Annotated in this window: 23 protein-coding genes and 1 pseudogene; 14 read left to right on the top strand and 10 right to left on the bottom strand. The window is 72.5% G+C overall.

Annotated elements, in window-relative coordinates; translation table 11 throughout:
- Positions 1–81: 81 nt before the first annotated feature.
- From ACI2LW_RS01985 to ACI2LW_RS01965, 5 genes and pseudogenes are all read right to left on the bottom strand, one after another.
- A complete protein-coding gene (locus tag ACI2LW_RS01985; protein WP_404729165.1) occupies positions 82–846 on the bottom strand; it encodes a succinate dehydrogenase iron-sulfur subunit in 765 nt (254 codons plus the stop codon).
- Complete coding sequence (sdhA, locus tag ACI2LW_RS01980; RefSeq protein ID WP_404729164.1) at positions 846–2,600, bottom strand: succinate dehydrogenase flavoprotein subunit; 1,755 nt, start codon at positions 2,598–2,600, stop codon at positions 846–848. The genes ACI2LW_RS01985 and sdhA overlap by 1 nt, the downstream gene beginning before the upstream one ends.
- A 24-nt stretch (positions 2,601–2,624) precedes the next feature.
- Entirely contained in the window at positions 2,625–3,104 is a 480-nt protein-coding gene (locus ACI2LW_RS01975; RefSeq protein ID WP_404729163.1) for a succinate dehydrogenase hydrophobic membrane anchor subunit, read from the bottom strand.
- A 5-nt stretch (positions 3,105–3,109) separates the two neighbouring features.
- A complete protein-coding gene (gene sdhC, locus ACI2LW_RS01970) occupies positions 3,110–3,490 on the bottom strand; it encodes a succinate dehydrogenase, cytochrome b556 subunit (protein WP_404729162.1) in 381 nt (126 codons plus the stop codon).
- Positions 3,491–3,848: 358 nt separating this feature from the next.
- Positions 3,849–4,358: pseudogene (locus tag ACI2LW_RS01965) on the bottom strand (2-oxo-4-hydroxy-4-carboxy-5-ureidoimidazoline decarboxylase); the annotation flags it as partial.
- Positions 4,359–4,540: 182 nt separating this feature from the next.
- On the opposite strand from ACI2LW_RS01965, the gene ACI2LW_RS01960 reads away from it, so the two are divergent.
- The 6 genes from ACI2LW_RS01960 to ACI2LW_RS01935 all read left to right on the top strand — a co-directional run bounded on the left by ACI2LW_RS01960 (position 4,541) and on the right by ACI2LW_RS01935 (position 10,670).
- Positions 4,541–6,184 (top strand): glycoside hydrolase family 20 protein, encoded by a 1,644-nt coding sequence (locus ACI2LW_RS01960; protein WP_404729161.1) that lies wholly within the window; start codon positions 4,541–4,543, stop codon positions 6,182–6,184.
- A gap of 189 nt (positions 6,185–6,373) precedes the next feature.
- Positions 6,374–6,991 (top strand): hypothetical protein, encoded by a 618-nt coding sequence (locus ACI2LW_RS01955; RefSeq protein ID WP_404729160.1) that lies wholly within the window; start codon positions 6,374–6,376, stop codon positions 6,989–6,991.
- A gap of 251 nt (positions 6,992–7,242) precedes the next feature.
- Complete coding sequence (locus tag ACI2LW_RS01950; RefSeq protein WP_404729159.1) at positions 7,243–7,659, top strand: hypothetical protein; 417 nt, start codon at positions 7,243–7,245, stop codon at positions 7,657–7,659.
- 232 nt (positions 7,660–7,891) lie between these two features.
- Positions 7,892–8,482 carry an RNA polymerase sigma factor gene (locus ACI2LW_RS01945; RefSeq protein WP_404729158.1) on the top strand — a complete coding sequence of 197 codons (591 nt, stop codon included), beginning with the start codon at positions 7,892–7,894 and terminating at the stop codon, positions 8,480–8,482.
- Between the two features lie 162 nt (positions 8,483–8,644).
- The gene (locus ACI2LW_RS01940; protein WP_404729157.1) at positions 8,645–9,460 is read left to right on the top strand and encodes a hypothetical protein; all 816 of its coding nucleotides are present in this window, start codon (positions 8,645–8,647) and stop codon (positions 9,458–9,460) included.
- Between the two features lie 352 nt (positions 9,461–9,812).
- Positions 9,813–10,670 carry a hypothetical protein gene (locus ACI2LW_RS01935; RefSeq protein WP_404729156.1) on the top strand — a complete coding sequence of 286 codons (858 nt, stop codon included), beginning with the start codon at positions 9,813–9,815 and terminating at the stop codon, positions 10,668–10,670.
- 54 nt (positions 10,671–10,724) lie between these two features.
- On the opposite strand, the gene ACI2LW_RS01930 is transcribed toward ACI2LW_RS01935, so the two are convergent.
- Together ACI2LW_RS01930 and leuA are read right to left on the bottom strand one after the other, a co-directional pair.
- On the bottom strand, positions 10,725–11,510 hold the full coding sequence (locus ACI2LW_RS01930) for an ABC transporter ATP-binding protein (RefSeq protein ID WP_404729155.1): 786 nt from the start codon (positions 11,508–11,510) through the stop codon (positions 10,725–10,727).
- A gap of 20 nt (positions 11,511–11,530) precedes the next feature.
- Positions 11,531–13,330 carry a 2-isopropylmalate synthase gene (leuA, locus tag ACI2LW_RS01925; RefSeq protein ID WP_404729154.1) on the bottom strand — a complete coding sequence of 600 codons (1,800 nt, stop codon included), beginning with the start codon at positions 13,328–13,330 and terminating at the stop codon, positions 11,531–11,533.
- A gap of 189 nt (positions 13,331–13,519) precedes the next feature.
- Between leuA and ACI2LW_RS01920 the strand changes: the two genes are divergently transcribed.
- From ACI2LW_RS01920 to ACI2LW_RS01900, 5 genes are all read left to right on the top strand, one after another.
- A complete protein-coding gene (locus ACI2LW_RS01920) occupies positions 13,520–14,209 on the top strand; it encodes a FadR/GntR family transcriptional regulator (RefSeq protein WP_404729153.1) in 690 nt (229 codons plus the stop codon).
- A gap of 28 nt (positions 14,210–14,237) precedes the next feature.
- Positions 14,238–15,026 carry a thioesterase II family protein gene (locus ACI2LW_RS01915; protein WP_404729152.1) on the top strand — a complete coding sequence of 263 codons (789 nt, stop codon included), beginning with the start codon at positions 14,238–14,240 and terminating at the stop codon, positions 15,024–15,026.
- Positions 15,019–16,371, top strand: a complete 1,353-nt coding sequence (locus ACI2LW_RS01910) for an MFS transporter (RefSeq protein WP_404729151.1) — start codon at positions 15,019–15,021, stop codon at positions 16,369–16,371. Before ACI2LW_RS01915 ends, ACI2LW_RS01910 begins: the two co-directional genes overlap by 8 nt.
- 427 nt (positions 16,372–16,798) lie before the next feature.
- The gene (locus ACI2LW_RS01905) at positions 16,799–17,461 is read left to right on the top strand and encodes an RNA polymerase sigma factor (RefSeq protein ID WP_404729498.1); all 663 of its coding nucleotides are present in this window, start codon (positions 16,799–16,801) and stop codon (positions 17,459–17,461) included.
- Positions 17,461–18,747, top strand: coding sequence for a hypothetical protein (locus ACI2LW_RS01900; RefSeq protein ID WP_404729150.1), 1,287 nt, complete (start codon positions 17,461–17,463; stop codon positions 18,745–18,747). Before ACI2LW_RS01905 ends, ACI2LW_RS01900 begins: the two co-directional genes overlap by 1 nt.
- 473 nt (positions 18,748–19,220) lie before the next feature.
- Here ACI2LW_RS01900 and ACI2LW_RS01895 read toward each other — a convergent pair whose 3' ends face one another.
- The gene (locus ACI2LW_RS01895) at positions 19,221–20,105 is read right to left on the bottom strand and encodes a L,D-transpeptidase family protein (protein WP_404729149.1); all 885 of its coding nucleotides are present in this window, start codon (positions 20,103–20,105) and stop codon (positions 19,221–19,223) included.
- 265 nt (positions 20,106–20,370) lie between these two features.
- On the opposite strand from ACI2LW_RS01895, the gene ACI2LW_RS01890 reads away from it, so the two are divergent.
- Positions 20,371–21,951 carry a methylmalonyl-CoA mutase gene (locus ACI2LW_RS01890; RefSeq protein WP_404729148.1) on the top strand — a complete coding sequence of 527 codons (1,581 nt, stop codon included), beginning with the start codon at positions 20,371–20,373 and terminating at the stop codon, positions 21,949–21,951.
- Between the two features lie 96 nt (positions 21,952–22,047).
- On the top strand, positions 22,048–22,716 hold the full coding sequence (gene leuE / locus ACI2LW_RS01885) for a leucine efflux protein LeuE (protein ID WP_404729147.1): 669 nt from the start codon (positions 22,048–22,050) through the stop codon (positions 22,714–22,716).
- 48 nt (positions 22,717–22,764) lie between these two features.
- Here leuE and ACI2LW_RS01880 read toward each other — a convergent pair whose 3' ends face one another.
- Both ACI2LW_RS01880 and ACI2LW_RS01875 read right to left on the bottom strand, forming a co-directional pair.
- Positions 22,765–24,153 (bottom strand): polysialyltransferase family glycosyltransferase, encoded by a 1,389-nt coding sequence (locus ACI2LW_RS01880; protein ID WP_404729146.1) that lies wholly within the window; start codon positions 24,151–24,153, stop codon positions 22,765–22,767.
- On the bottom strand, positions 24,150–25,127 hold the full coding sequence (locus tag ACI2LW_RS01875; RefSeq protein WP_404729145.1) for a glycosyltransferase family 2 protein: 978 nt from the start codon (positions 25,125–25,127) through the stop codon (positions 24,150–24,152). The genes ACI2LW_RS01880 and ACI2LW_RS01875 overlap by 4 nt, the downstream gene beginning before the upstream one ends.
- Positions 25,128–25,326: 199 nt before the next feature.
- On the opposite strand from ACI2LW_RS01875, the gene ACI2LW_RS01870 reads away from it, so the two are divergent.
- Positions 25,327–26,901: a DUF6716 putative glycosyltransferase gene (locus tag ACI2LW_RS01870; protein ID WP_404729144.1), complete on the top strand. Its 1,575-nt coding sequence runs from the start codon at positions 25,327–25,329 to the stop codon at positions 26,899–26,901.
- The last annotated feature ends 21 nt before the right edge of the window (positions 26,902–26,922 follow it).

Genomic DNA, 26,922 nt, shown 5'->3' with positions numbered 1-26,922 from the left:
CCCGTGGACGCAACGACGCGGACCCCGCCACCGGCCGGCAGCCGGTGGCGGGGTCCGCGTCGTGGTGCGGTGCGGGCCGGGTCAGAAACGCCGGGTGATCAGCGCGCGCTTGACCTCCGCGATCGCCTTCGTCACCTCGATGCCCCGGGGGCAGGCGTCGGTGCAGTTGAAGGTGGTGCGGCAGCGCCAGACGCCGTCCTTGTCGTTGAGGATCTCCAGCCGCTGCTCGGCGGCCTCGTCGCGCGAGTCGAAGATGAAGCGGTGCGCGTTGACGATGGCCGCCGGGCCGAAGTACTGGCCGTCGTTCCAGAACACCGGGCACGAGGACGTGCAGGCGGCGCACAGGATGCACTTGGTGGTGTCGTCGAACCGCTCGCGGTCCTCGGCCGACTGCAGGCGCTCACGCGTCGGCTCGTTGGTGTCCTTCGTGATCAGGAAGGGCATCACGTCCCGGTACGCCTGGAAGAACGGCTCCATGTCGACGACCAGGTCCTTGAGGACCGTCAGCCCCTTTATGGGCTCGACCGTGATCGGCTTCTCGGGGTTGATGTCCTTGATGAGGGTCTTGCAGGCGAGGCGGTTCTTGCCGTTGATCCTCATCGCGTCCGAGCCGCAGATGCCGTGGGCGCAGGAGCGGCGGAAGGTGAGGGTGCCGTCCAGATCCCACTTGATCTTGTGGAGCCCGTCGAGGACGCGCTCCTTCGGGTCGATCTCCAGCTGGAAGTCTTCCCAGGTCGCCTCCTCCGAGACCTCCGGGTTGAACCGGCGGACGCGGAAGGTGACCGTGATGTAGGGGGACGCGGGCTGGGCCTCCGCCTCGGCCTTGTCCAGAACAGGGGTTGCCATCAGTACTTACGCTCCATCGGCTGGTAGCGGGTCTGGACGACCGGCTTGTAGTCGAGACGGATGGATTCGGACCCGTCGGCGCCGACCTCGCGGTACGCCATGGTGTGGCGCATGAAGTTGACGTCGTCGCGGTTGGGGTAGTCCTCGCGGTAGTGGCCGCCGCGGGACTCCTTGCGGGCCAGGGCGGACACCGCCATGACCTCGGCCAGGTCCAGCAGGTTGCCCAGCTCGATGGCCTCCAGGAGGTCGGTGTTGAACCGCTTGCCCTTGTCCTGGATCGCCACGTTCTTGTAGCGCTCGCGCAGTTCCGCGATCTTCTCGACCGCCGTCTTGATGGTCTGCTCGGTGCGGAACACCATGACGTTGGCGTCCATGGTCTCCTGCAGCTCGCGGCGCAGGGTCGCCACCCGCTCGGTGCCGGTGGAGCTCCGCAGCCGCTCGATCTGCTCGACGACGAAGGACTCCGGGTCCTCCGGCAGCTCGACGTAGTCGGCCGTCGCCGCGTACTCGGCGGCGGCGATGCCGGCCCGGCGGCCGAAGACGTTGATGTCGAGCAGCGAGTTGGTGCCCAGGCGGTTGGCGCCGTGCACGGACACGCACGCCACCTCACCGGCCGCGTACAGGCCGGGGACGACCGTGGTGTTGTCCGCGAGCACCTCGCCCTGGACGTTGGTCGGGATGCCGCCCATGGCGTAGTGCGCGGTCGGCTGGATCGGGATCGGGTCCGTGTAGGGCTCGATGCCGAGGTAGGTCCGCGCGAACTCGGTGATGTCCGGCAGCTTGGCGTCCAGCTGCTCCGGCGGCAGGTGGGTCAGGTCCAGGTAGACGTGGTCGCCCTCGGGGCCGCAGCCGCGGCCCTCGCGGATCTCCGTGTAGATGGAGCGGGAGACGACGTCACGGGAGGCGAGGTCCTTCATGACCGGCGCGTACTTCTCCATGAAGCGCTCGCCGTCCTTGTTGCGCAGGATGCCGCCCTCGCCGCGGGCGCCCTCGGTGAGCAGGATGCCCATGCGCCAGATGCCGGTCGGGTGGAACTGGAAGAACTCCATGTCCTCCAGCGGCAGACCGCGGCGGTAGACGGCCGCCTGGCCGTCACCGGTCAGCGTGTGCGCGTTGGAGGTCACCTTGAAGAACTTGCCGCAGCCGCCGGAGGCGTAGATCACGGCCTTCGCCTGGAAGACGTGGATCTCGCCGGTCGCCAGCTCGTACGCCACCACGCCGGCCGAGCGCTTGACGCCGTCGACCTCGGTGATCAGCTGGTCCAGGACGTAGAACTCGTTGAAGAACTCCACGCCCTCCTTGACGCAGTTCTGGTACAGCGTCTGGAGGATCATGTGACCGGTGCGGTCGGCCGCGTAGCAGGACCGGCGGACCGGGGCCTCGCCGTGGTTGCGGGAGTGACCGCCGAAGCGGCGCTGGTCGATGGTGCCGTCCGGGGTGCGGTTGAACGGCAGGCCCATCTTCTCCAGGTCGAGGACGGAGTCGATGGCCTCCTTCGCCAGGATCTCGGCGGCGTCCTGGTCGACCAGGTAGTCACCGCCCTTGACCGTGTCGAAGGTGTGCCACTCCCAGTTGTCCTCCTCCACGTTGGCCAGCGCGGCGGCCATGCCGCCCTGCGCGGCGCCCGTGTGGGAGCGGGTGGGGTAGAGCTTGGTCAGGACCGCGGTGCGGCTGCGCTTGGTCGCCTCGATGGCGGCCCGCATACCGGCGCCACCGGCGCCGACGATGACGGTGTCGTACTTGTGGATCTTCATCAGGATTTACCTCGGTCCCGGGGCCTAGCGGATGTTCGGGTCGAAGGTGAAGATCACCAGCGTGCCCAGCAGGATGGTCCACACCGTGGCGGTGTACAGCAGCGCCTTCAGCCACAGCCGGGTGTTCGCCCGCTCCGCGTAGTCGTTGATGACCGTGCGCAGGCCGTTGCAGCCGTGCAGCATCGCCAGCCACAGCATGAGCAGGTCCCAGACCTGCCACCAGGGGGAGGCCCAGCGGCCGGCCACGAAGGCGAAGCCGATCTTGGAGACGCCGCCGTCCAGCACCAGCTGGATCAGCAGGTGCCCGATGACCAGCACGACCAGCACGACGCCGGACAGCCGCATGAACAGCCAGCCGTACATCTCGAAGTTGCCCCGGGTCGACTTCGGGGTCTTCTTGGTGCGCTTGCGCGGGGCCTCGATGTAGGGCGCCGGGTTGTCGACGCCGTACGAGCCGCCCTCGACGGGGCCGACGCCGGAAGGGGTGGTTTCAGTGGTGGCCATGTGCGTCAGCTCCCGAACACAACTCGAGCGGCGTGGCCCAGGACGGGGTAGATCGCCCCGAGCATCAGCAGGACCCAGACACCGACGACCGTCCAGAGCATCTGCTTCTGGTAGCGCGCGCCCTTGGCCCAGAAGTCGACGGCGATGACACGCAGGCCGTTGAGCGCGTGGAAGAGGATGGCGGCGACGAGGCCGTACTCCAGCAGCGCGACGATCGGCGCCTTGTACGTGGACACGACCTTGTCGTAGTCCTCTGGGGAAACCCGCACGAGTGCGGTGTCCAGCACGTGAACGAACAGGAAGAAGAAGATGAGGACGCCGGTGACTCGGTGAGCCACCCAGGACCACATTCCTTCCCGGCCGCGGTACAGCGTTCCAGCCGGCACGGAAGAACCCTCCGGGAGCGGGGACTAGGGCCGCGCCGGCTTCACTGTCGGTCGGGCCCGGCCGGGTACGGTCCACCGGCCCCCAGCATCGTAGCGACCGGGGCCAGTGGTGCTTACAGGGGGCCTGGTCATGTGATCAAACTGGCACTCAAAGGGGCACGGACGGGTGAGTCGGCGCGGCGGGGGCGCGCCGCGCGGCGGGCGGGCCCACGTGCCGTCCGGCCTGCGGCCCGGCGTGTGGCCCGGTCTGCGTCACGGCCTGCGGTCCGGCATGCGTGGCGGCCTGCTGTCCGGCCTGTGGCCCGGCGTGTGTGCCGGTCTGCGGCCCGGCGTGTGGCCCGGTGTGCGTGGCGGCCCGCGGCCCCGCCTGTGCCGCGTCGCGGTGTCCGCGGGTGGCCCGCAGCAGCCGTCCGCGGGCCAGCCGCCGCAGTTCCTCCGCCGCGACCAGCCGCTCCTCCTCCGGGTCGTGCGCCAGCCGGGAGCGGACGGCGGCCAGCAGCCGGTCCAGCACCTCGCCGGGCGGGACGTCGTCCAGGCAGATCACGAACGCGTGCCCAAAACGGCTCTCGTACGCCGCCTGGGCCGCGCGGAGGGCCGTGTGGGCCGCCGAGTACGTCCCCGCGGGCAGCGCCGGCAGCGACTCGGCCGCCAGGGCCTCGGCGAGATCCGCCGGCCCCAGGTCGTACGCCGCCTCGTCGGCCGCCGCCAGCAGGGCGGGCAGGTCCGGGTAGGGGCGGTGGTCGGCGATCCGCCGGGCCCAGCGGGCGCTGTGCAGACAGGCCAGGAGGGTGCGGTGGGCCTCGTCGGCGCGGGCGGCGTTGAAGTGCTCCAGAGTCTGCGCGGGCAGCGTGGGTCCTCGGCGTGGGATGACGGCGGCGTGCGCGGTGGACGCCCCGTGTGTGTCGGCAGGGGATGCTGTGAGAGATGTGCCGCTACGTTATCGGGTGTGCTCATGACGTGTCCGGGGGAAGCCCGGATTTCACCCGGACGGGAGAGTTTCGGAACGGCCGCTGGACGCGGCCCGCTCGCCCAGGTCTTAGGTTGGGGGGCGTGAGTCAGCACAGGCACCGGGCTCCGAGGGGCAGGGTGCGGCACAGGCAGGCACTGGCCGGCGGGGCGTTCGCCGTGACGGTCGGCCTCGGCGTCGGCCTCGCCGTATGGGCCTCGGGGGGCGAGGAACCGCCGGCCGGTCCGGCCGGGCGCACCTCCGACGCCTCCGCCGCGGCGCCCTCCTCCGCCTCGGCCAGCCCCGGCCCCACCCGCAGCTACCCCCTGTCCCAGGCGCCGCGCACCATCCCCGCCGTGCGCTCGCACACCGCCGCCCGCGGCCCCGGCTGGCGCCCGGCCCCCGGCGAGCGGGTGGTCGTCAGCGACGCCTCCCTCACCGACGAGGGACGGCTGATCGCCGGCGAACTCGGCCTCGCGTACGCGGGCGAGCGCGACGACGTGCGCCCCGGCGACGTGCGCCTCGCCCTCAGCGGCGGCGAGGGCGGGAACCCGGAGTCGTACTCCATGACCGTGCGCGGCGGCCGGGTGGTGATCAGCGGGCCGGCCGACGCGGGCGTCTTCTACGGCACCCGCACGCTCAAGCAGGTGGTGCACGGCGGCGGCACCGCGCCCGAGGGCGTCGTCAACGACGCGCCCGCCAAGCCCCGGCGCGGTTTCATGCTCGACATCGCGCGCAAGCCGTACTCGGCGGACTGGATAGAGGACCGCATAAGGGAACTGGGCGACCTGAAGTACAACGAGCTCGGCCTGCACTTCTCCGACGACCAGGGCTTCCGTATCGAGTCCGGCACGCACCCGGAGGTCGTCTCCCGCGACCACCTGACCAAGGCGCAGGTCAAGCGGATCGTCGACCTGGCCGCCGGCCGGCACATGACCGTCGTGCCGGAGATCGACTCGCCCGGCCACCTGGGCGCGGTGCTCGCCGCCCACCCCGATCTCCAGCTGCGCACCGCGCGGGGCGTGCCCACCCGGGGCGCCGTCGACATCTCCAAGGACCAGTCCGCGCAGATCGTCGACGACCTGCTCGACGAGTACGCGGGCCTGTTCCCCGGCGGCCAGTGGCACCTGGGCGGCGACGAGTACCAGGCGCTGACCGTGCGCAGCCCCGCGGCCTCCTACCCGCAGCTGGCCGCCGCCGCCCGCGGCACCCACGGCTCCGGCGGCACCGTGTCCGACCTGGCCACCACCTGGCTCAACGACCGCGCGGCCACCGTCCGCAACCACGACCGCGCCCCGCGGGCCTGGAACGACGGCTTCCTGCGCGGCACGTCCGTGCAGCCCGCCAAGGACATCGAGGTCGCCTACTGGACCGGCAAGGAGATCGGCGCCCGGAAGCCGGCCGAGTACCTCGCCGCCGGACGCAAGCTGCTCAACTACAACGACGAGTACCTGTACTACGTCCTCGGCGAGCCGCAGACCTTCGTCTACCCGACCGGGCAGCGGATCTACGAGCAGTGGACCCCGCGCGTGCTGCGCGGCACCGAGGCGGTCCCCGCCGCCTACGACGCGCAGATCCTGGGCGGTTCGTTCGCCGTGTGGAGCGACCTCGCGAACTCCCAGACCCAGGACCAGGTGGCCCGGGGCATCCGGATGCCGCTGCGGGCCACCGCGCAGAAGCTGTGGGACCCGCGCAGGCCGGCGATGACGTGGGCGGAGTTCAAGGCGCTCGCGGGCCGGCTGGGCTGAGCCCGGCCCCGCCGCCGGCGCGGGGCCGGCCCGCCTTCCTTCGGCGTTGTTGTTCGGCGTTGGCCGAAATCTTTTCTTCCGTCTCCCCCTCGACTGCGTGTGATGACCGTGTGACACTACGGGGCTGTCGCACGCAGTAAGGGCGAGTGCGGGCTCCGTGAAGGTCGGCGCCCCGGCAAGGAGGCGTGAATGAGCCTGGTGGAACTGATCGCGCAGGCCGACGAGCGCGGATTGGCCGCCAGCGGGCTGGCTTGTTTGGATCGGTGTGTGCCCCTGCTCGGCGGGGACGACGAGGTGCTGCGGCCCCTGTGGGGAAGCCTCGCCGGAGACCCGGCCGGGGCGGCCGGGGGAGACGGCGACTGGGCCGAGCGGCTGGAGCGGGCGCGCGGCACGCTCGCGGCGGCCGCCCCGGAGGGCGCCGCCGGGGACGAGGCCACGGAGCTGGCCCGCGGGATGCTCGCCACCGCCCCCGCCGCCCGGACCGCCGGGGAGGTGCGGGCGTGGGCCGACGCCTGCTCCGTCGCCTCCCTCCGGATACACCGGCTGCTCGACCCGGCCGAGGACGCCGCCCCGGACGGCCCGCTGCCCGAGGCACTCGTCCTGGCCCGGGCCGGTGCGGGCCCCGTGGAGGGCCGCACGGAGGGCATGTCGCCGCTGGTCGCCGCCGAGCTGCGGCGCCAGGTCGCCGTACTGGAGCTGCTCGCCGGGCACGGCACCGCCGGACTGCGCCAGGCCCTGGAGGTCTGCACCGAGGGCCGCCGGGTCCTGCGCGCGGTGGTCTCGCGCCGGGCACGCGGCCGGGTGTGAGGCCGGGCGGCGGTCTCGCGCCGGGCTTGAGGCCGGACGGCGGCCGCACGGGCCGGCTCGTACGGCCGCGCCGCCGACCCACGCGCGCCACGCGCCCCACGACGCGCCCCACGGCGCCCCACGCGCGCCGCAGGGGGATCGTGTGCCCGTCCTGCGGGCGTCGCGGGGTGTTCCTGGTCGGGTCCTGGAAGGGTCGTGGGAAGGGCCCGGATCCGGGTGACGGAAACCGCCCCGGCCCCGCTCTTCCCTATGTGACAGCGCACTATGGGACGACCCAGCAGCAGACCAGGCCGCACGCCGCCGTCAAGCCGGTGCGCTGGGCGGCGGACACCGTGGCGGCGATGCGGGAGGGCGCCCGGCTGCGCCTGGACTACTCGGCGCGCAGTCTGTGGCGCGTCGACCGGGTGATCGAGGAGCTACGGCGCGAGGGCACGCCCTACGCGGCGGTGGAGAGCGTGCTGCGCGGCTTCGGCGCCTACGCCGGCGAGGTGATCGCCCGCGAGAGCGGGGCCGAGTGGTGGGCCGGCGGCGGCGAGCACTGGATCCGCACGCCCGACGGCCGCCTGTGGGACCCCGTCGAAGAGGCCCGCCGCTGCTTCGCCGGCCACGGGTCCCTGCGGCTGCTCTGCCGCGACGCGCTGGCGGGCGCGGGCCTTCGGGGGTCCTGAGGGGGCCGGGCGGGCTGTTTGCCGACTGCCCGCCCGCCGACTGCCCGCCCGCCGGATTCCCCGCCCGCCGGGGTGTCCCGTCCGTCCGGGCTGTGACATTTCCGTGGAGCCCGACGCTGATGACCATGGGCCGTGCGCACGGCCGGCCGTGGGCACGGCGCGGGTGCGCGGGCGGCCCGCTCCGCTCGGTGCGGACGAGGACAGTGTTGGGCCAGGGAGGGAAACCCGCCGCGTGCAGGCGTACGACGGGCAGCTGGGCGCGGCCGTCGCGCGGGCCCAGGAGGGCGACGAGGCCGCCTTCGCGACGGCGTACCGGATCGTGCAGCCCGGACTGCTCGGCTATCTGCGCGGGATCGTCGGCGAGGACGCCGAGGACGTGGCGTCCGAGGCCTGGCTGGAGATCGCCCGGGACCTCGGCCGGTTCCGGGGCGACGGCGCGGGCTTCCGCGGCTGGACCGCGACCATCGCCCGGCACCGCGCGCTGGACCACCTGCGGCGCCGCCGGGTGCGGCCCCGGTCGACGGCGCTGGAGCAGGACGTGCTGGACCTGCCCGCTCCGCACAGCACGCACGACCAGGCCCTGGAGTCCCTGTCCACCGAACGCGCCCTCGAACTCGTCAGGGCCCTGCCGCGCGACCAGGCCGAGGCCGTGCTGCTGCGGGTCGTGGTCGGCCTGGACGGGCCCGCGGCGGCCCGGGTCCTCGGCAAGCGGCCCGGCGCGGTGCGCACGGCCGCGTACCGGGGGCTGAAGCGACTCGCCGCCCGGCTGGACGCGGCGGGTGTGACGCAGGACGGTCCCAGGACGCTGGGGGAGTCGGAGTGAACAGGAGCGGCCCCGGCAACCGTATGGACTGCCGACCGCCGGACAGGGATGGACACGGGCATGGGTGAAGCGCACAGCGACCGCGCAGGACGCGGCCGTCGGCACGTGCACCCGCGCCCGGACGCCTACCGGACCGGTCCCGGCGGCGAGGGGCCTCGCCCTGTGGACGACGGGGACGACGGGCTCCGCCCCGAGGACGACGGTCCCGGGCACGCGGGCCTCGCTCCCGAGGTTCTGCTTGTCGCGGCGCTGCGGGAGGGCGCCCTGGACGCGGCGGCCGAGCAGCGGGCGGTGGAGGCCTTCCGGGCCGCCCGCGCCGAGGGGGTCCACCGGGCGGCCCGCGCGGCCCGGCCCCGGCGCCGGGACGACTGGCGGCCCCACCGGGACCGGAGGGTCCGGCGTTCGGTGAAGACCACCCTGGCGGTGGTGCTGGCGAGCCTGACGCTGGGCGGCGTGGCGGTCGCCGCCATCGGCTCCGCCGGCTCCCCGCACGCGGGCCCCGACCGCGGGCCGCGGTCCTCGCCGTCCGTGCGACCCTCCGCCGAGGACGACACCTCGCGCGCCCGGCCCACGCCGGCCGCCTCCTCCTCCGGCGCGCCCGCCGCCCCGCCGGCGCCGGCCCGTCCGGACACGGCCGCGGACACCGCGGCCCACTGCCGCGCCTACGAGCAGGTCAGGGGCCGCGGCAAGGCACTCGACGCCACCGCCTGGCAGCGGCTGGTCACCGCGGCGGGCGGCGAGGACGAGGTGGCCGCCTACTGCGCGCGGCGCCTGGAGCGGACGGCCGCCGGGAAGGGCGGCACGAGCGGGAAGGCCGGCGCGGGCACCGGTACGCGCCCGCCGGCCGGCAACGGGGCGCCCGGCGCCGGCGGGGGATCACGCGACACCGTCCCCGGCCGGACCGCGGCACCCGGCAAGGGCGGCGACAACGGCGACAACGCGCGCAACGGCGCCGACAACGGCAGCGGCGACGACTGACCGGGTGTACTGACCGGGCGTGCCGCCGAGGCGACGACTACCGGGGTTCGGCGTGACCTTCATGCCGCAGGGCGCCCTCGACGGCCTGCGATGGGTTCGCTACCGCGGCAGCACGGTCGGCGGCGCGGTAGCCGTGATCGGCGATCGGGCTCCTCCACAGTTCTCACGTGGTCCTCCCCGGCCTCGGCGGGGGCGAGGCCGGGGCAGAGGAACTGAGTCGCGGGATCTCTACTCGTGGTCGTATCCGCTGAGGAGTTCGACGCCGCGGAGCAGAGCGGAGTGGTCGAGAGCCGCGTCTCCACGGCCGGCGGGGCTTCCTGCCAGGTGAGGCATTCACGCTAAGGAGCTTCTGATGAGCATCAAGACCGATGTCCGGGTGTCAGAAGGACTCGCTGCACTGGAGGAGGAGCCCACGCGGCTCGCCGAGACGCTGGACCGCGTCTGCACGCGGTGGGCCAAGGAGTGGGGCGCTGTCGCACTGACCGTGCCACCGCTGCTGCCGGTCACCGACCTGGCCGCGCTCGACGTGTACCGGAACTTCCCCCAACTCGCCCTCGTCTCGTCGGCCCTGGATGTTGCTACGGCCGGGGCCGGGCAGATCGCCCAGGAGGCCGTCCTGGGCGAGTTCCGTCCCGATTCCCTGCGCGCGGCCGCCCTCGCACTCCCCTCCAGCGCCTGTTACGGGGTGTACCTCCACTATCAGAACCGGCAGGTGCCCCAGGAAGGGAAGTTGGTGACCCTGTTGGGGCAGTGCTTCCGCAACGAGGACCACTTCGACGGACTCCGCCGCCTCAAGGCGTTCCGGATGAGGGAGGTGGTCGCCCTGGGAACCCCGGAGCACGTCACGGCCCACCTCGATCACTCGGCCTGTTTCCTGGACGCTCTGGCCGGTGAGATCGGTCTGCCGCTGGAACGCCGTGCGGCCTCCGACCCCTTCTACGACCAGTCCGGGGAGCGCGCCACCTTCCAGCAGATCGTTCCGGTCAAGCACGAGTACGTCCACCAGGGCGTGGCGATCGCCTCCGTGAACACCCATCACACCTTCTTCGGCGAGCGGTGCTCCATATCGCTGCCCAGCGGCGGCCCGGTCTCCACCAGTTGTGTCGGCTTCGGCATCGAGCGGTGGCTCCACGCCCTGGCGGTTCACTTCGACGGGGACTGGGATCGGGCCCAGGGCGCCGTCGAGAAGGCCGAGAAGTCGCTGGCCTGATGCAACGGTCGCGGTGGGGCGCGCCGGTCGGCGCGTACCACCGCGACAACCGCGTCAGCCGAGGTGTGCTCTGACCGGACGGTCGGCCCTCACGCTCCAGCGTCCGTCGACGCGGGTGAGGCGGATGGGGTGGTCGAAGCACTTGCTGACCTGGTCGCTGGTCAGGACCTCGTCGGAGGGGCCCGAGGCCAGACAGCGGCCGTCACGCAGCAGCATCACGTGGGTCGTCCCCGGAGGAAGCTCCTCCAGATGGTGGGTGACCAGGACGGATGCGAGATCTGTGCAGGTGTGCTGCAGTGTGTCGATCCGCTCGATGAGCTGTTCGCGGCCGGCGACGTCCAGACCGGTCGCGGGCTCGTCGAGCAGCAGAAGTTTCGGACTGGGCATGAGCGCCCTGGCGATGAGCGCACGGCCCCGTTCCCCCTGGGACAGGGTCGGCCACCGCGCACCGTGGCGATCGCCGAGGCCGAGCAGATCGATGAGACGGTCCGCCATCGCGACCTGTTCGGGTGCCGGATTCCAGCGCGGAACACGCTCAAGGGTGTTGGTCAGCCCGGTCAGTACGACGTCCTGGACGGTGAGGGGTGAGCGCAGATCGTGCCGTGGGTTGACGTGGCCGACGTAGGAGCGCAGTTGGCGCATGTCGACCCGTCCCAGCCGGTGGCCCAGTACCTCGACAGTGCCGCGGGTGGGGTGCGCGAGCGCTCCCAGGAGACTGAGCAGGGTGCTCTTGCCCGCCCCGTTGGCGCCGAGCAACGCCCAGTGCTCGCCGGCTCGTACGGTCAGTGACACTTCGCGCAGGATCCGATTGCCGTCGCGGACGATGTCCACGTCTTCCACGCGGACTACCGGATTCGCGTTCACGAGGAGGCCCGCCCGGAACGGTTGACGGCAGCCATGACGGCGTGGACTGATGCGGTCAGGACCGACGTGTCCCAGCCCGCGCCCCAGCAAGTGACGTCGTTCACGCGGCACTCGGCGTAAGCGACTGCGGGACTGCCCGGCCCTGTGCCGGTGGAGTGCTCGGTGTAGCCGAGGATGTCCACGGTGATGCCGACGGCACGGAGGGCGTCGGCGAGGGCGGACAGCGGTCCGTTGCCGATGCCGTGGCAGGAGTGCTCCTGCCCGTCGGCGTGGAGCGTGCAGGTGAACCGGTGCTCGCCCGGTACGGGCTCCGTGGTGTTCCAGGAGGCCAGGGTGACCGGGCCGTCCAGGGCAGGGGTGATGTAGGTGGTTCGGAAGAGTTCCCACAGCTCCTTGTGCGAGAGCTCCTGACCGGTGGCGTCGGTGAGGTGCTGCACCGCTCGGGAGAAGTCCGGACGCATCGTCCGGGGCAGGTCCAGGCCGTGGTGGGTGTGGAGGAGGTGCGCGATGCCTCCCTTGCCGGACTGGGAGTTGATACGGATGACCTCCTCGTACGTGCGGCCGATGTCGCCCGGGTCGATGGGCAGATACGGCACCGCCCACGGGGCCTCCTCGGCGCGGACGCCCTTCTCGGCGGCCTGCTCGGCGTGGTGGGCCATGCCCTTGGCGATGGCGTCCTGGTGGGTGCCGGAGAAGGCCGTGTGCACGAGGTCGCCGCCGTAGGGGTGGCGGGGGTGGACGGGCAGCCGGTTGCAGTACTCCACCACCTCGCGCACCGCGTCGATGTCGGAGAAGTCGATCATCGGGTTCACGCCCTGCGCGTACAGGTTCAGGGCCAGGGTCACCAGGTCGACGTTCCCGGTGCGCTCGCCGTTGCCGAACAGGCAGCCCTCCACGCGCTGCGCCCCTGCCAGGACGGCGAGTTCGGCACAGGCGACGCCGGTGCCGCGGTCGTTGTGCGGATGGACCGACAGGATCACGGACTCACGGCGCGCCAGGTGGCGGTCCATGTACTCGATCTGGTCCGCGTACACGTTGGGGGTGGCGATCTCCACCGTCGCCGGCAGGTTGTGGACGACCGGCCGGTCCGGGCTCGCCTCCCACAGCTCGGTCAGGCTGTTGCACACCTCCAGGACGAAGTCCGGTTCCGTGAGGTTGAAGACCTCCGGTGAGAACTCGAACCGGATGTCGGCACTCGGCCGTTCTTCGGCACGACGCACCAGGTAGGTGGCGGCGTCGCGGATGAGTTCGTGAACTTCGGCGCGGGAGCGGCCCAGGACGACGTCCCGCCACGTGGGCGCGGTCGCGGTGTAGAGGTGCACGAGAGTGCGGGGGAGTCCTTCGACGGAGGCGATGGTCCGGTCGATCAGGTCCCGGCGGGCCGCGGTGAACACGGAGACGGTCACGTCGTCGGGAACGGCGCCGCTGTCGGCCAGGTGCCGTACGAAGTCGAAATCGGTTTGGCTGGCGGAGGGGTAGCCTACCTCGATCTCCTTGAAACCCATGGTGACCAGGAGGTCGAACATCCGGCGCTTGCGCTCGGTGTCCATCGGCTCGGCCAGCGCCTGGTTGCCGTCACGCAGGTCGACCGGCACCCACAGCGGGGCCCGCTCGATCCGGCGCGACGGCCAGGTCCGGTCGGTCAGTGGCAGGGCGACTCGCCGGTGTGCGGGCTGGTAGCGGTGATGCGGCATCGCGCTCGGACGCTGGGGGTTCCAGTGCGGAGCATCCACCGGGACATCACCGGAGGGCGTGCGCAGGGTGGGAAACACCGTGTTCTGGAAGGAGGAAGCCATCGTGCGGAACTTCTTTCAGTCGGCCATCCGAAATGACCGGCGCAGCCCGGCACCCCGCTGCGGGGTGCCGGTCATGTCAGGCCCCGCAGCGGCAGCCGAGGAGAAGGAGCTCGTGCGGCAGCATGGGGGTACAGTAACGACAACTCAGCTCCTCAGACAACCTGAGAGGTGTAGGAAGGTGAACCTCACATGTCACTAGGCGCCTTGCGGCCGTCCCCCTTGGTCGAGCAGGCCACTGAACACCTGCGCGAGCAGATCACCGGCGGTGAATGGGCCGTAGGGGCGAAACTCCCCGGCGAGACCGCCCTCGCCAAGACCCTCGGAGTGGGGCGCTCCACCGTCCGTGAGGCCCTCCGCGCCCTGGCCGGCGCCGGGCTGGTGCAGGCGCGCCAGGGATCCGGTGTCTTCGTCATCGCGACCAAGCCCAAGGAGGACTGGTCCACCCAGCTCCGCCAGGCGGTCATCACCGATGTCTACGAAGTCCGGATGCTCGTCGAGGTGGAAGCAGCCCAGTTGGCCGCGCAGCGCCGGACCGAAGAAGACATCGCCGCCCTCCACGAGTCCCTGGCCAGGCGTCGTGACGCCGCGAACGCCGGCAACGCCGAGTTCGTCGAGGCCGACATCGCCCTGCACGAGGCCGTGGTCGCCGCGGCGCACAACCCGGTGCTCACCGGTTTGTTCACCGAGTTCGTCCCCGTGCTGCAACGACGGCTGCTGGATCTGGTCGAACTGCTCAGCCTCCGCTCCGACGATCCGAACCATGGCGACGAGGGGCACGCCGTACTGGTGAACGCCGTCGTGCAGGGAGACGCCGAGGCGGCCGGACGCGCACTGCGGGACGAACTCGAGCAGACGCTCGCCCTGTTGCACTCCCTCTGACCATGTCGCCTTCGAGGAAACGGTAGCCATGCTCGACGCCGAACGGTGGGTACGGTCCTTTCCCGTCGCCGCACCGCCGGCCACCCCTTGGACGATCCTCTTCTTTCCGCACTCGGGCGGCTCCGCCGCCTCCCACCGGCACCTCGCGGTGCAGGTGGCCGACATCGCGTGGACGGCGGGTGTTCAGTACCCGGGGCGCGCGGAGCGCCAGCGGGAGCCCCTCTTCACGGATGTCCACGTCCTCGCGAACCAGGTGGCCGAAGCACTTGCCGCAGCGCGCGAGGACGGACCGATGATCTTCTTCGGTCACAGCCTGGGGGCGGCCGTGGCCTATGAGGTCGTGCGCCGTATGCCCTCTCAGCAGCGGATCGTGCTCGTGGCCTCCGGGCATCCGGCACCTTCCCGCTTGAGTCTGCCCGCCCTCGACGCCGTCGACGATGCCTCGAAGGACCCCGACGAGCCGCTGATCGAGCTGGTCAGGTCGCTGGGCGGTGCCGATGCCGACCTCCTGGACCATGCGCTGCTGCGTCGCATGTTCCTGCCTGCCGTACGCGGCGACCTCATGGCGCACAGCCGCTACCGCCCCGAAGCCGGCTCGGCCGTCAGCTGTCCCGTCATCGCCCTCATGGGAACCACGGATCCCTTCACCAACCTCCCCGACGTACAGGCATGGCAGCAGCACACGACCTCGACGCTGCGAGTGCACGCGCTCCCTGGCGGGCACTTCTTCACCAACGAGTGCACCAGGGAAGTGGCGGACATCCTGCGCCACGTCATGACAACCGATCGGGAGGGAACGGGAGTCCGCCATGGGTGACGCGACGTCCGGGCACGAGGCGTCAGTACAGGGAGCGAGCTCCGGGACCCCCGCCCATGATGACGAGCCCGTCGGTTCCCGGCTGATGCGACGCGTCGCCGTGGCGAGCTTCATCGGCACGGCGATCGAGTTCTACGACTTCTACATCTATGGCACCGCTGCCGCACTCGTCATCGACGAAGCGTTCTTCCCCCATCTCTCCCGGGTCAACGGCGTACTCGCCGCCTTCTCCACCTACGCCGTAGCCTTCGTGGCTCGTCCTCTGGGCTCGGTCTTGTTCGGCCACTTCGGGGACAGGGTGGGCCGCAAGTCCGTTCTCGTGACCTCACTGCTTCTCATGGGCCTTTCGACGGCGGCGGTCGGCTTTCTGCCCACGTACGGCATGTGGGGAGCCGGGGCGCCGGCGCTGCTGGTGCTGCTGCGCTTCTTGCAGGGCATCGGGCTCGGCGGAGAGTGGGGCGGTGCGGCTCTGCTGGCGGTGGAGCACGCACCGTCCGGCCGTAGAGGGCGGTACGCGGCCTACCCTCAGCTCGGTCCCTCCGTCGGCTTCCTCGGCGCGACCGGTGTCTTTCTGCTGCTGTCCACCACGGTGAGTGACGCTGCGTTTCAGGGGTGGGCGTGGAGGGTTCCGTTCCTGCTGTCGCTCGTCCTGGTGGCGGTGGGCCTGTTCGTCCGGCTTCGGATCAGCGAGACTCCAGCCTTCAGGAAGGTGATGGCGGACCGGCAGACCAGTCGGACACCCTTCGTCGATGTCGTTCGTGGCCACCCGCGGGAGCTGCTGCTCGGCTCCGGTGCGGTGATCGTGGCGTACGGCTTGTTCTACACCGCCACCACGTACTGCCTCTCCTACGGGACCAGGACGCTCGGTGTCGGCCGCACCGACATGCTGCTGGCCTCGATGGCCGCGGTTGTCTTCCTCGCTGCCGGAACATGGGTCGCTGCGACGAGATCCGACCGGCTCGGGCGACGGCGCATGGCGCTTTCCGGCACGATCGCGGCGGTGGTGTGGGGCCCGTTGCTCTTTCCGCTCCTGGACACCGGTCGCCTGCCGCTGATCGTCTTCGGGCTCGGCGGCACTCTTTTGCTCATGGGTGTGATCTACGGACCCATGGGGGCGTTCCTGCCTGAGTTGTTCCCGGCGGAACTGCGCTACTCCGGGGCCGGTCTCGCCTACAGTCTGGGTGGCGTGGCGGGAGGCGCTGTCGCGCCACTGGTGGCGACACGTCTCCAGGCCGAATTCGGCTCGGCTTCGGTCGGCTGGTATGTGAGCTTCATGGCCGTACTGTCGCTGATCTGCCTGCTGCTTCTGCCCGAGACGCGAGAACGCGAGCTCATGAAGGTCTGAGCCTGGTAGGCACGGTCAGCGTCCTGCAACGCGCCTCACCAGGGACAGAGACAACAGCGAATCCGGGTAAAACCCCAGGTCAGAGCGCTGAACCGAAGCAACGGCCGGGGCCGCCACCCCCCACAGGAGAGGCCCCGGCCGTCGCGCGGCACGGGCCGCGCGGCGGCCCGTACTCCCTACAGCGCCGAGGATGCGTTTTCTGTCACACCCCACCCCCGATTTAGTTAGTTGCACGTTGTACGGTCATGGACGTAAGCCGGTTTCAGGCCGTAACGTGCGTATCGCGCCGAGGCGCGGCGGGCGTATGACCACCGCAACGATCTGCGGCCTCGAACACCGCAACCAACCATCCATCGAGGAACCACGACGGCGAGAACCGGGGCCGCGCCAGCGGCGGCGGTTCGGGCGCGAGGAAGGGCACCACGGGGTGCTGGGGGACGACGCGGAGCTGACCGCCGCGGTGCTCGCGGCACAGGACGGGGACGAGACCGCGTTCCGTACTGTGTACCGCGCCGTGCACCCGCGGCTGCTGGGATACGTACGGACGCTGGTCGGCGAGCCCGACGCCGAGGACGTGGCCTCCGAGGCCTGGCTGCAGATAGCCCGGGACCTGGAGCGGTTCAGCGGGGACGCCGACCGGTTCCGCGGCTGGGCCGCCCGGATAGCCCGCAACCGCGCGCTCGACCACATCAGGATGCGCGGCCGCCGCCCCGCGATCGGCGGTGACGAAACGGAGCTGGCCGGCCGGCCGGCGGAGTCCGACACCGCGGGCGAGGCCATGGAGGCACTGGCCACCGGCAGCACCCTGTCGCTGATCGCGCAGCTCCCGCAGGAACAGGCCGAGGCGGTGGTGCTGCGCGTGGTGGTGGGCCTCGACGCCAAGACCGCCGCCGAGACCCTGGGCAAGCGGCCCGGCGCCGTGCGCACCGCCGCGCACCGGGGCCTGAAACGGCTCGCGGAGCTGCTGGGCGACGAACCGGAATCCGCCGGCGGCCTCGACGCACTGCCACCCCCGCGAGAACCGCACGGCCGCGCGGTGACGTCCGCCGGTGTGACGCATACGCGCGCCCGGACGCAGAAGGACATGTGATGGCCGACGAGCAGTACCGATGGCTGGACCGCGAAACCGCGGAACGTCTGCTGCGCGGAGAGCCACCGGAATCCGTCGACCCCGCCGTCCGCGACCGGGCGCGGCGGCTCGCCCAGGCGCTGAACGCCCTGTCCGCCGAGCTGTCCGGCGAAGCCGCCGCCGGGCCGTCCCCCCGGTTCCGCGCCGGGCCCTCCGCCGCCCCCGCCGACGCGCCGTCCGCCCGGCCGTCCCCCTCCGGCGCCGGGCTGTCCGCCGCCCCCGGACACCCCGTCGACGACGACCTGCCCGGCGAACTGCCCGGCGAGGCGGCGGCCCTCGCCGCGTTCCGCAAGGCCCGCGCCGAGCGGGCGGACGCGCGGGCCCAGGCGCTCGGCCGGCCGGAGACGGAACCGGAACCCGGACGAGCCCCTTCCGCGCGAAGCGCCGCGGACGCCGCGGACGCGTTGGGCACGGCGGGTACGGCGGGTACGGCGGGGCTGGTCCGCATCGGCCCGCATGCTCCCCGGGGCGCCGGACGCTCCTCGGGTTCCCGGCGCTCGCGCTGGGGGCGCCCGGTGCGGCTCGCGCTGTGCGCCGCGCTGGCCGCGGGCACGGTCGGCGGGGTCGCGGCGGCCACGACGGGCGTCCTGCCCACGCCGTTGTTCCACGGCGGCGAGCCGGGTCCCGGCTCCTCCGTCTCGGCCCGGCCGACCGTGCCGGTCTCCGCGCCGCCGTCCGGTGCGAACGGCGTGGCGGGCGGCGCCGGCGCGACCGCGCCCGGCAGCGCCGTCGCGGGCTCCTCCGGCGGCGCGACCCCCGGCCAGGACCCCACCGCCGGCCCCGGCGCGGGGCACGGGCACCCCGGCGACCGCTTCAAGCGCCTGGCGTCGGCCTGCCGTGACCTGCGCGCGGGCAAGAACCTGGGCGCCGGGCGCAGGCGCGCCCTGGACAGCGCGGCCGGCGGCTCCGCACGGGTGTGGACGTACTGCAAGGGCGTCCTCAGGGCCGTCGACGACCGCACCCCGGGCGGGAACGGCAAGGGCAACGGCACCGGGAACGGCAAGGGCGACGGGAACGGCAGCGGCACCGGGAACGGCAAGGGCGACGGGAACGGCAGCGGCACCGCGAACGGCAAGGGCGGGGACAAGGGCGCGGGGCACGGCGGACGGAAGGACCGGAGCGGTCAGCAGGACGGCCGGGACGACGGCAAGGCCGGCCACGGCCATGGCCATGGCAAGGGCGGCCACGGCGACGGCAAGGGCGGTCACGGGCACGGAGAAGGGCGGACCGGGCGGCACGGCCGGTGACGACGACGGCGGCCGTGCGGGCGGGGGCCCGCGGCAGGACACCGCCCCGCCACCCCGCCACCCCGCGCTCCCGCTCCCGCACCGGACCCCGGCGACCGCGGCCCCGGCCCCGGCCCGAGCGCCCCGTGACCGTGGTGGCGGTCGGCGCGTGACAGCCCCCGCGTGACACCCCCGCCTGACGGCCCCGCGCGGCGAGGGCCGCGACGGCCACCTCCACCGGCGCGTTCGGGTCACTCCCCGGACCGCCTCTGACCTGCGGTTTCGTAAGTGCTGAAAAATTCTTCGCGCCGGGTGTGACGTTTTCGGCCGCCGCGGCGCAGTAATGAGTGAGCCGACTGGTCATCGGCCGTCGCACAGAGCCGGGGTTCCCCCCGTACCTACGGCTCGTGCACCCGGCGCGGGCGGGACACGTTCCCCCGGTCCCGCCCGCGCCCCGAATCCCCTTCTCCCCTTGCCGTCCGGCGGGCCGTGCCTCACCAGTGCACGACGACCTTGTCGCCCACCCGGACCTGCGCGAACAGCCGCGAGATCGCCGCCTCGTCCCGTACGTTGACGCACCCGTGCGAGCCGCCCGCGTAACCCCGGGCGGCGAAGTCGTACGAGTAGTGCACCGCCTGGCCGCCGCTGAAGAACAGCGCGTACGGCATGGGGGAGTGGTAGATCGTCGACACATGGTGGCGCGACTTCCAGTAGACCTGGAACACACCCTCACGGGTGGGTGTGTACTGCGCCCCGAACCGCACCGCCATCGTCGAGACGGTCCGCCCGTCCACCATCCAGCGCAGGGTGCGGGTGGTCTTGTCGATGCACAGCACCCGCCCGGTCAGACAGCGAGGGTCCGGGGCGCCGGCCGGCTGGCCGCCCATCAGATACAGCTCCCACCGGCCCGGCTCGTGCGTCATCGCCCGCAGCCGCCGCCAGGTGACGGTGTCCGTCCGGCCCGTGCGGGCGAGGCCGCGCTTGCCCTGGAAGCCGCGCACCGCCTGCTCCGTCAGGTCGTCGTAGGTCCCCGTCGGGCCGTCGAACAGCCAGCCGATCTGCCGGAGCCGGGCCTGCAGTTCGCGGACGCCGGACCCGCGGTCGCCGCGCGACCAGAGCACGGGCGCGCTCACCGTCCGGGAGGGGACGCCGCCCGGCGGGGCGCCGCGCCGTCCGCCGCCCGTACCCGGCCCGCCGCCCGCGCGCTGCCCGCCGCCGGCGGAGGAAGTGCCGGCGGGCGGCCGGGTGGACGGTATCTCGATGTGCACCGGCGAGCGGTTGCGGCCGTCCTGGCCCGGTGCCTGCACCGTGCAGCCGCACAGCGCCGCGAGCGCCGTCAGCGCCGCGGCCGCCGCGACGGCGGCGATCGATCTCCTCATGCCCCCGGTACGCATACCGCCCCCCGGCCGTCTCACCCTCGTGCCCGTACGTACCAGGGATGTCTCCCCGCGCGTGACGCGCGGCGAACCACGGGGCAAGGTGGGATCGGGACGGGAGCACCGTTCTGTGAGCAAGGTCCCAGCGTGGGGCTCTCCACCCGGCGCACGGCCGCCGCTACAGTCCGTGGCGAGGGTCGGCCGTACTGGCGGGTAACCGGCGAGTACCGAGCACATCACAGCAATCCACAACGCGGAGGCACACACCATGGCGCGCGAGTCGGAGTCCGGGCTGCCCATCGAGCCGGTCTACGGACCGGACGCCCTGGAGGGCTGGGACCCGGTCGAGAAACTGGGCGAGCCGGGGTCCTACCCGTTCACCCGCGGTGTGTACCCGACGATGTACACCGGCCGCCCCTGGACCATGCGCCAGTACGCCGGCTTCGGCACCGCCACCGAGTCCAACGCCCGCTACAAGCAGCTGATCGCCAACGGCACCATGGGTCTGTCGGTCGCCTTCGACCTGCCCACCCAGATGGGCCACGACTCCGACGCGCCGATCGCGCACGGCGAGGTCGGCAAGGTCGGCGTGGCCATCGACTCCATCGACGACATGCGGGTGCTGTTCGGCGGCATCCCGCTGGACAAGGTGTCCACGTCGATGACGATCAACGCCCCGGCCGCGCTGCTGCTCCTGCTGTACCAGCTCGTCGCGGAGGAGCAGGGCGTCGCCGCCGACAAGCTCACCGGCACCATCCAGAACGACGTGCTCAAGGAGTACATCGCGCGCGGGACGTACATCTTCCCGCCCAAGCCCTCGCTGCGCCTGATCGCCGACATCTTCAAGTACTGCAAGGCCGAGATCCCGAAGTGGAACACCATCTCGATCTCCGGCTACCACATGGCGGAGGCGGGCGCGTCCCCCGCGCAGGAGATCGCCTTCACCCTCGCCGACGGCATCGAGTACGTGCGCACGGCGGTCGCGGCCGGCATGGACGTGGACGACTTCGCGCCCCGCCTGTCGTTCTTCTTCGTCGCCCGCACCACCATCCTGGAGGAGGTCGCCAAGTTCCGCGCGGCCCGCCGGATCTGGGCGCGCGTGATGCGCGAGGAGTTCGGCGCGAAGAACCCCAAGTCGCTGATGCTGCGCTTCCACACGCAGACGGCCGGGGTGCAGCTGACGGCGCAGCAGCCGGAGGTGAACCTGGTGCGGGTGGCGGTGCAGGGCCTGGCGGCGGTGCTGGGCGGCACGCAGTCGCTGCACACCAACTCCTTCGACGAGGCGATCGCGCTGCCGACGGACAAGTCCGCGCGCCTCGCCCTGCGCACGCAGCAGGTCCTCGCCTACGAGACGGACGTGACGGCGACCGTGGACCCGTTCGCCGGGTCGTACGTCATCGAGAGGATGACCGACGACGTCGAGGCGGCGGCGCTGGAGCTGATGAAGAAGGTCGAGGACCTCGGCGGCGCGGTGACGGCCATCGAGCACGGCTTCCAGAAGAACGAGATCGAGCGCAGCGCCTACCGCATCGCCCAGGAGACCGACTCCGGCGAGCGGGTCGTGGTCGGCGTCAACCGCTTCCAGCTCGACGAGGAGGAGCCCTACGAGCCGCTGCGCGTCGACCCCGCCATCGAGGCCCAGCAGGCCGAGCGCCTGGCCAGGCTGCGCGCCGAGCGCGACCAGGCGGCCGTGGACACCGCCCTGGAGGCCCTGAAGAAGGCCGCCCAGGGCGAGGACAACGTCCTGTACCCGATGAAGGACGCCCTGCGCGCCCGCGCCACGGTCGGCGAGGTCTGCAACGCCCTGCGCGAGGTCTGGGGCACCTATGTCCCGTCGGACGCGTTCTGACCGGGGGCGGTTCCTCCGCACGAGTGAACGGGGACGTCCTGCTCGACGGGTGAAACGGCTGCGCGGAGTGTCGTACCCTCGTGCGACACTCCTGCCATGTTCGGCGTCATCGATCTGCCCACCTATCTGGCGGGGCTCGTGCTCATCGTCCTGCTGCCCGGGCCCAACTCGCTCTATGTGCTGTCCGTCGCCGCCCGGCGCGGTGTCCGGGCCGGGTACACGGCCGCGGCCGGCGTCTGGTGCGGGGACACCGTGCTGATGACCCTGTCGGCGGCCGGCGTCGCCTCCCTGCTCCAGGCGAACGCCCTGCTGTTCGGGATCGTGAAGTACGCCGGCGCCGGATATCTGACCTGGCTCGCCGTCGGGATGCTCCGGGCCGCCCGCGCGATGTGGCGGACACGGCGGGAGCAGGTCCTGGAGGACCTGGAGGAGGGCCCGGCGGCCACCCGCGGCCCGCGGGCGGACGAGCGGCCCTACCGCCGGGCGCTCGTCATCAGCATCTTCAACCCCAAGGCGATCCTGTTCTTCGTCGCCTTCTTCGTGCAGTTCGTCGACCCGGGATACGCCTACCCGGCCCTGTCCTTCGTCGTCCTGGGCGCCTTCGCCCAGCTGGCCAGCTTCCTCTACCTCAGCGCGCTGATATTCGGCGGCACCCGGCTGGCCGCCGCCTTCCGCCGCCGCAAGCGCCTGTCGGCGTGGGCGACCTCGGCGGCGGGCGCGCTGTTCCTCGGGTTCGCGGTCAAGCTGTCGCTGGCGAGCGCCTGACCGGCGGGCGCAGCCGGACCCGGCGCGGCTGCCGGGCCCCCGGCCGCATCAGCGTCCCGCCGAGCGCCCCAGCGAGCGGGCCCGGCGGGCCACCCGCCGCACCGTCGCGTTGCGCGGGACGAAGGCGAGCTTGGCGGGCACGCCGCCGGGCAGCGCCAGGGAGGTCAGGCGGCGGCGCTTGAAGTAGCGCCGGGTGTGCGCGTCGAGGTGCGCGGCCAGATACCGTTCGGCGGCCGGGCGCAGGCTCGGGTGGATCTTCGGCTGCATCGCGTAGGACACGGCCCGGACCAGCTCGTCCAGCGCGGTCACGGCCATGCCCGGGCGCTGCGCCGCGACGGCCGCCCGGTCGTCGAGGTCGGGCAGCAGGGCGTCGACCACGGTGACCGGCACCCGGTTGCTGTTCTCGTACGGCGTCAGACGGTCCAGCAGGGTGCCCGTGCCGGTGCGGGCGACCGGCAGCCCGTACATCGCGGAGGCGGTGAGCAGCGCGGTGGAGAAGCAGCCGACGACCAGCGCGGGACGCATCCGCTGGTAGAGCACCTCGGCGAGCACCGGCGTATCGAGGACCGTCAGGCCGGCGCCCAGCCGCCGCGCCTCCCGCTCCAGCGTCCGTGACCAGTGGGCGGGGGCCGAGGGGTGCGGCTTGAACACCAGCCGGGTGTGTCCGAGCGCCACCGCGCCGCGCAGCATCCGCAGGTGCAGCGCCTCCTCCTCCCCGGCGGTGAGGATGTCCAGCGCGGACAGGTACTGGCCGAGCAGCAGGGCCGGTCCGCCGCCGGTGCCGGATGCGTCGCCGCCCGCCCCGGACAGTTCGCCGCCCGCCCCGGACAGTTCGCCGCCGGTGCCCGGGAGTTCGGCCAGTTCGGCCACCACCTTCAGGAAGGCGCCGTCCGGCACCAGCTCCGGCCCGACGCCGAACTCGGTGAGCAGCACGGGCGTCAGGCCCGGCACCAGGTCCAGGTGGAGCAGCCGCTCGATGCGGGTGCCGACCAGCGGGTCGATCTTGTTGCGGGTGGGGCCGTAGCTCATCAGACCGTCGGCGTAGACGGTGACCGGCGCGCCGGTGAAGATCTGCGCGATCGCCCTCGCCGGGTTGACCTGGATCGACTCGACGGCCAGTTCGACGTCGTCGTCTCCGAGCCGCCACAGCAGCCGCAGATGCCGCTCCCACAGCGGTACGTCGTCCGGGCGGGGCGCCCAGCCCCCGGGGTGGAAGGGGGAGATGACCCCGTTCCACGACACGACCTCGTCGAAGCGCTCCCGCAGCCGCGCGAACCCCGGCATCTCGTCCAGGCCCGGCGTCGTCTCGGGGGTGGCCGCGTTGTTGCAGACCAGCAGGATGCGGCGGTCGGCGGGGCCGAAGCGGTCGGAGTCCAGGGCGGCGGCGAGCGTGGCCGTGCCGTACAGCGTCGACGCCTGGAAGATCTGAGTGGTCACGCGGCGGCTCCGGCCGGGGCGGGGCGGCGGCGCAGCCGGCGCAGCCGGGTGGCGCGCCGGGCGTCCATGGAGTCCAGCGCCTCGTCCAGGACGTCCTGCGGCATACGGCGCAGGGCGGCGGCGCTCAGCGACTTCAGCTTCCGCGCCACGGCAGGCTCGAACCTCTCGAGGGAGCCCAGGTGATGGGAGATGATCGCGCAGTAGGTGCGTACGGCCTTGGGCAGCAGCCGGTCCGCCTCCCGGTCGCCGGCCGTCTCCGCGACGACCTGGTCGAAGGCGCGGATGAAGTCCAGTTGGCGCACGTCCCCGATCTGCGTCAGCGAGGACGCCACCCCGCGCCGGTAGTGGACGCCGAGCAGGCTCACCGCGGCGAAGGAGGCCGCCTCGCGGTGCAGCCGCCAGATCCACGGCCGGTCCTCGGCGGTGCGCAGCCCGTCGGTGAAGTGCAGCAGGCCCCGGTCGGCCAGCCGGCGGTGATAGACCCCGGCCCAGGCGTACGGGTAGTCCACGCAGGTCGAGCGGTCGGCGGGCAGTATCGCCGCCCGCGGGTCGAGCACCACGCCGCGCCGGCCGTGCGGCACGCGGTGGACGGTGCGCGCCCGTCCGGTGCACTGCACGTGGTCGGCGCGCACGAAGTCGCAGCCCAGCTCCTCGATCGCGGACAGCAGACGCGGAAGGTAACCGGGGGCCAGCCAGTCGTCGCCGTCCAGGAAGGTGAGGTATGCGCCGCGCGCCCGGTCGATTCCGGTGTTGCGCGCGGTCGCCAGCCCCGCGTTCCGCTCGTGCCGGACGTGGACCGCGCCGGGCAGTTCGCGTTCGGCGCGCGCGAGAACGTCCGGTGTCCCGTCGCGCGAGCAGTCGTCGACCAGGATGAATTCGAAGTCCTCACGCGCGTTCGCCCGCAGACTCCGCAAGGTGTCGGGGGCGTATTGCTGCACGTTGTAGAACGGCACGATGACGGAGAGCTTGACCACGCGGGTGACGCTAAGGGGTGGCCCCGCCCCGCGTCTTTACCGTCGGTTCGACCGTGGGTGAACGACGCGTGGCGATGCCGTGAACCAGGCCCGTTCCCCGGCCGGTCCGGGCCCGATTCGCCGTTCGGCGGTGTCCTGTTAACCCTTTGTTGCGTTCGGGTTGGGCGGAAGCTGGAAATGCCTTCCTACGGTCTTCGGCGTGCCAGTAAGTGCGAAGAAGACCCAGCGGGTCGCCGTTCTCGCGGATTCCGACACCCGGTGGAAATGGGGTGCGCTCACCGCCCGGCGCCTCATACCCGAACACACCGGGAACGCCGGCGGCGCGGAAAGCGGCGACAGCCCCAGGGAAGGCGAAAGCACCGGGGAAGGCGAAAGCGCCGGGGAAGGCCAAAGCGCCGGGGAAGGCCAAAGCGCCGGGAAAGGCGAATACGCCGGGAAGGGCGAAAGGGCCCGGAAGGGTGAATACGCCGCGAAGGGCGAAAGCGCCCGCACCGGCGAAAGCGCCCGGAAAGGGGGGACCGTCCGTCTCGACGGCTACCTCCTGCGGGGCCGCGCCACCCCCACCGCCCGCCAGCTCCAGGAGGTCGGCGCCCGCGCGGACACGCTGCGCGAGGTGACCGCCGTGGAGTTCCTGCGCGCCGTGGAGGAGAACGCGGCGGGCGAGGAGCCCTACGACGTCGTCGTCCTCGCCCTCGTCGGCGGCGGTGTGCAGGCGATGCTGCACGGCCTCGGGCGGATCTTCGCGGGCCGGCCCGAGCGGCCGGTCGTCGTCACCGGGTACGTCGGCGTCGTCTACGAGAAGCTCACCGACGGACTGCTGCTGCGCCACGGCGCCGACCTGGTGCTCGCCAACTCCCGCCAGGACGCCGAGCGTTTCCGCGCCGTGTACGAGGGCGTGGGCGCCGACGCCTCGGCGGTCACCGAGGTGGCGCTGCCGTTCCTCGGCGGAGCGCCCTACGCGGGCGGACCCGGGCCGTCCGGTCGGCGAGGGCGCAGGCCCTACACGGTGGTGTTCGCGGCCCAGCCCTCCGTCCCGGAGCGCCGCGCGGACCGGGTCCACCTGCTCGACCGGCTGATCCGGCACGCCCGCCGGCACCCGGACCGCGAGGTGCTGCTCAAGCTGCGCTCCAGGCCCGGCGAGCACACCACCCACATCGAGGAACTGCCGTACCAGAAGCTGGTGCGGCGGGCCGATCCGCCGGCCAACCTCCGGCTGGTCCACGGCCGCATGGGCGAGGTGCTGGACCGCACCGACCTGCTGGTCACGGTCAGCTCCACCGCCGCCCTGGAGGCACTGCACCGCCGCATCCCCACCGCCGTCCTCACCGACCTCGGGGTGCGCGAGGCGCTCGGCAACCACCACTTCGTCGGCTCCGGCTGCCTGGCCTCCTGGGACCAGCTCGACGCCGGGTACCGCCCGGTGCCCGACGAGAAGTGGCTGGCCCGCCAGGGCGTCGCCGCCGGCGGCGACGGGACGGGCGGGCACGAGGCGGCCTTCGACACGGCCCGCGCGCGCATCGCCGGACTGCTGGCCGCGCCCGGCGGGCTCCCGCCGCTGGCCCCCTACTACACGCACGCCACCGCCCCCGGCTATCTGCCCGGCATCCTCGCCCGTCACCACCTCGGCCCCGACGGCGGCCCGCTGCCCGGCGCCCCGGCCGCCGGCCGCGAGCCCGGACCGGTCCGGCGGGCCGTCCGCCGCGCGGCCCGCGGCGCCTACCGGCACGGCGTCCAGCGGGTGGCACCCGTCATCCGGCGGATGGGGGAGCTGTGAACCCTCTCGTCCCACCTCGAG

The sequence above is a fragment of the Streptomyces sp. NPDC004065 genome (assembly GCF_044903565.1).
Classification (GTDB): Bacteria; Actinomycetota; Actinomycetes; order Streptomycetales; family Streptomycetaceae; genus Streptomyces.
This window is presented reverse-complemented; position numbering and strand designations above follow the sequence as displayed.

Coding starts and splice junctions, on each gene's coding strand:
- ACI2LW_RS01955 (WP_404729160.1), top strand. CDS start 6,374: ATGAGCCTGGTGGAACTGATCGCGCAGGCCGACGAGCGCGGATTGGCC.
- leuA (WP_404729154.1), bottom strand. CDS start 13,330: ATGGCTTCCTCCTTCCAGAACACGGTGTTTCCCACCCTGCGCACGCCC.
- ACI2LW_RS01910 (WP_404729151.1), top strand. CDS start 15,019: ATGGGTGACGCGACGTCCGGGCACGAGGCGTCAGTACAGGGAGCGAGC.
- ACI2LW_RS01985 (WP_404729165.1), bottom strand. CDS start 846: ATGGCAACCCCTGTTCTGGACAAGGCCGAGGCGGAGGCCCAGCCCGCG.
- ACI2LW_RS01975 (WP_404729163.1), bottom strand. CDS start 3,104: ATGGCCACCACTGAAACCACCCCTTCCGGCGTCGGCCCCGTCGAGGGC.
- ACI2LW_RS01915 (WP_404729152.1), top strand. CDS start 14,238: ATGCTCGACGCCGAACGGTGGGTACGGTCCTTTCCCGTCGCCGCACCG.
- ACI2LW_RS01895 (WP_404729149.1), bottom strand. CDS start 20,105: ATGAGGAGATCGATCGCCGCCGTCGCGGCGGCCGCGGCGCTGACGGCG.
- sdhA (WP_404729164.1), bottom strand. CDS start 2,600: ATGAAGATCCACAAGTACGACACCGTCATCGTCGGCGCCGGTGGCGCC.
- ACI2LW_RS01935 (WP_404729156.1), top strand. CDS start 9,813: ATGAGCATCAAGACCGATGTCCGGGTGTCAGAAGGACTCGCTGCACTG.
- ACI2LW_RS01920 (WP_404729153.1), top strand. CDS start 13,520: ATGTCACTAGGCGCCTTGCGGCCGTCCCCCTTGGTCGAGCAGGCCACT.
- leuE (WP_404729147.1), top strand. CDS start 22,048: ATGTTCGGCGTCATCGATCTGCCCACCTATCTGGCGGGGCTCGTGCTC.
- ACI2LW_RS01900 (WP_404729150.1), top strand. CDS start 17,461: ATGGCCGACGAGCAGTACCGATGGCTGGACCGCGAAACCGCGGAACGT.
- ACI2LW_RS01890 (WP_404729148.1), top strand. CDS start 20,371: ATGGCGCGCGAGTCGGAGTCCGGGCTGCCCATCGAGCCGGTCTACGGA.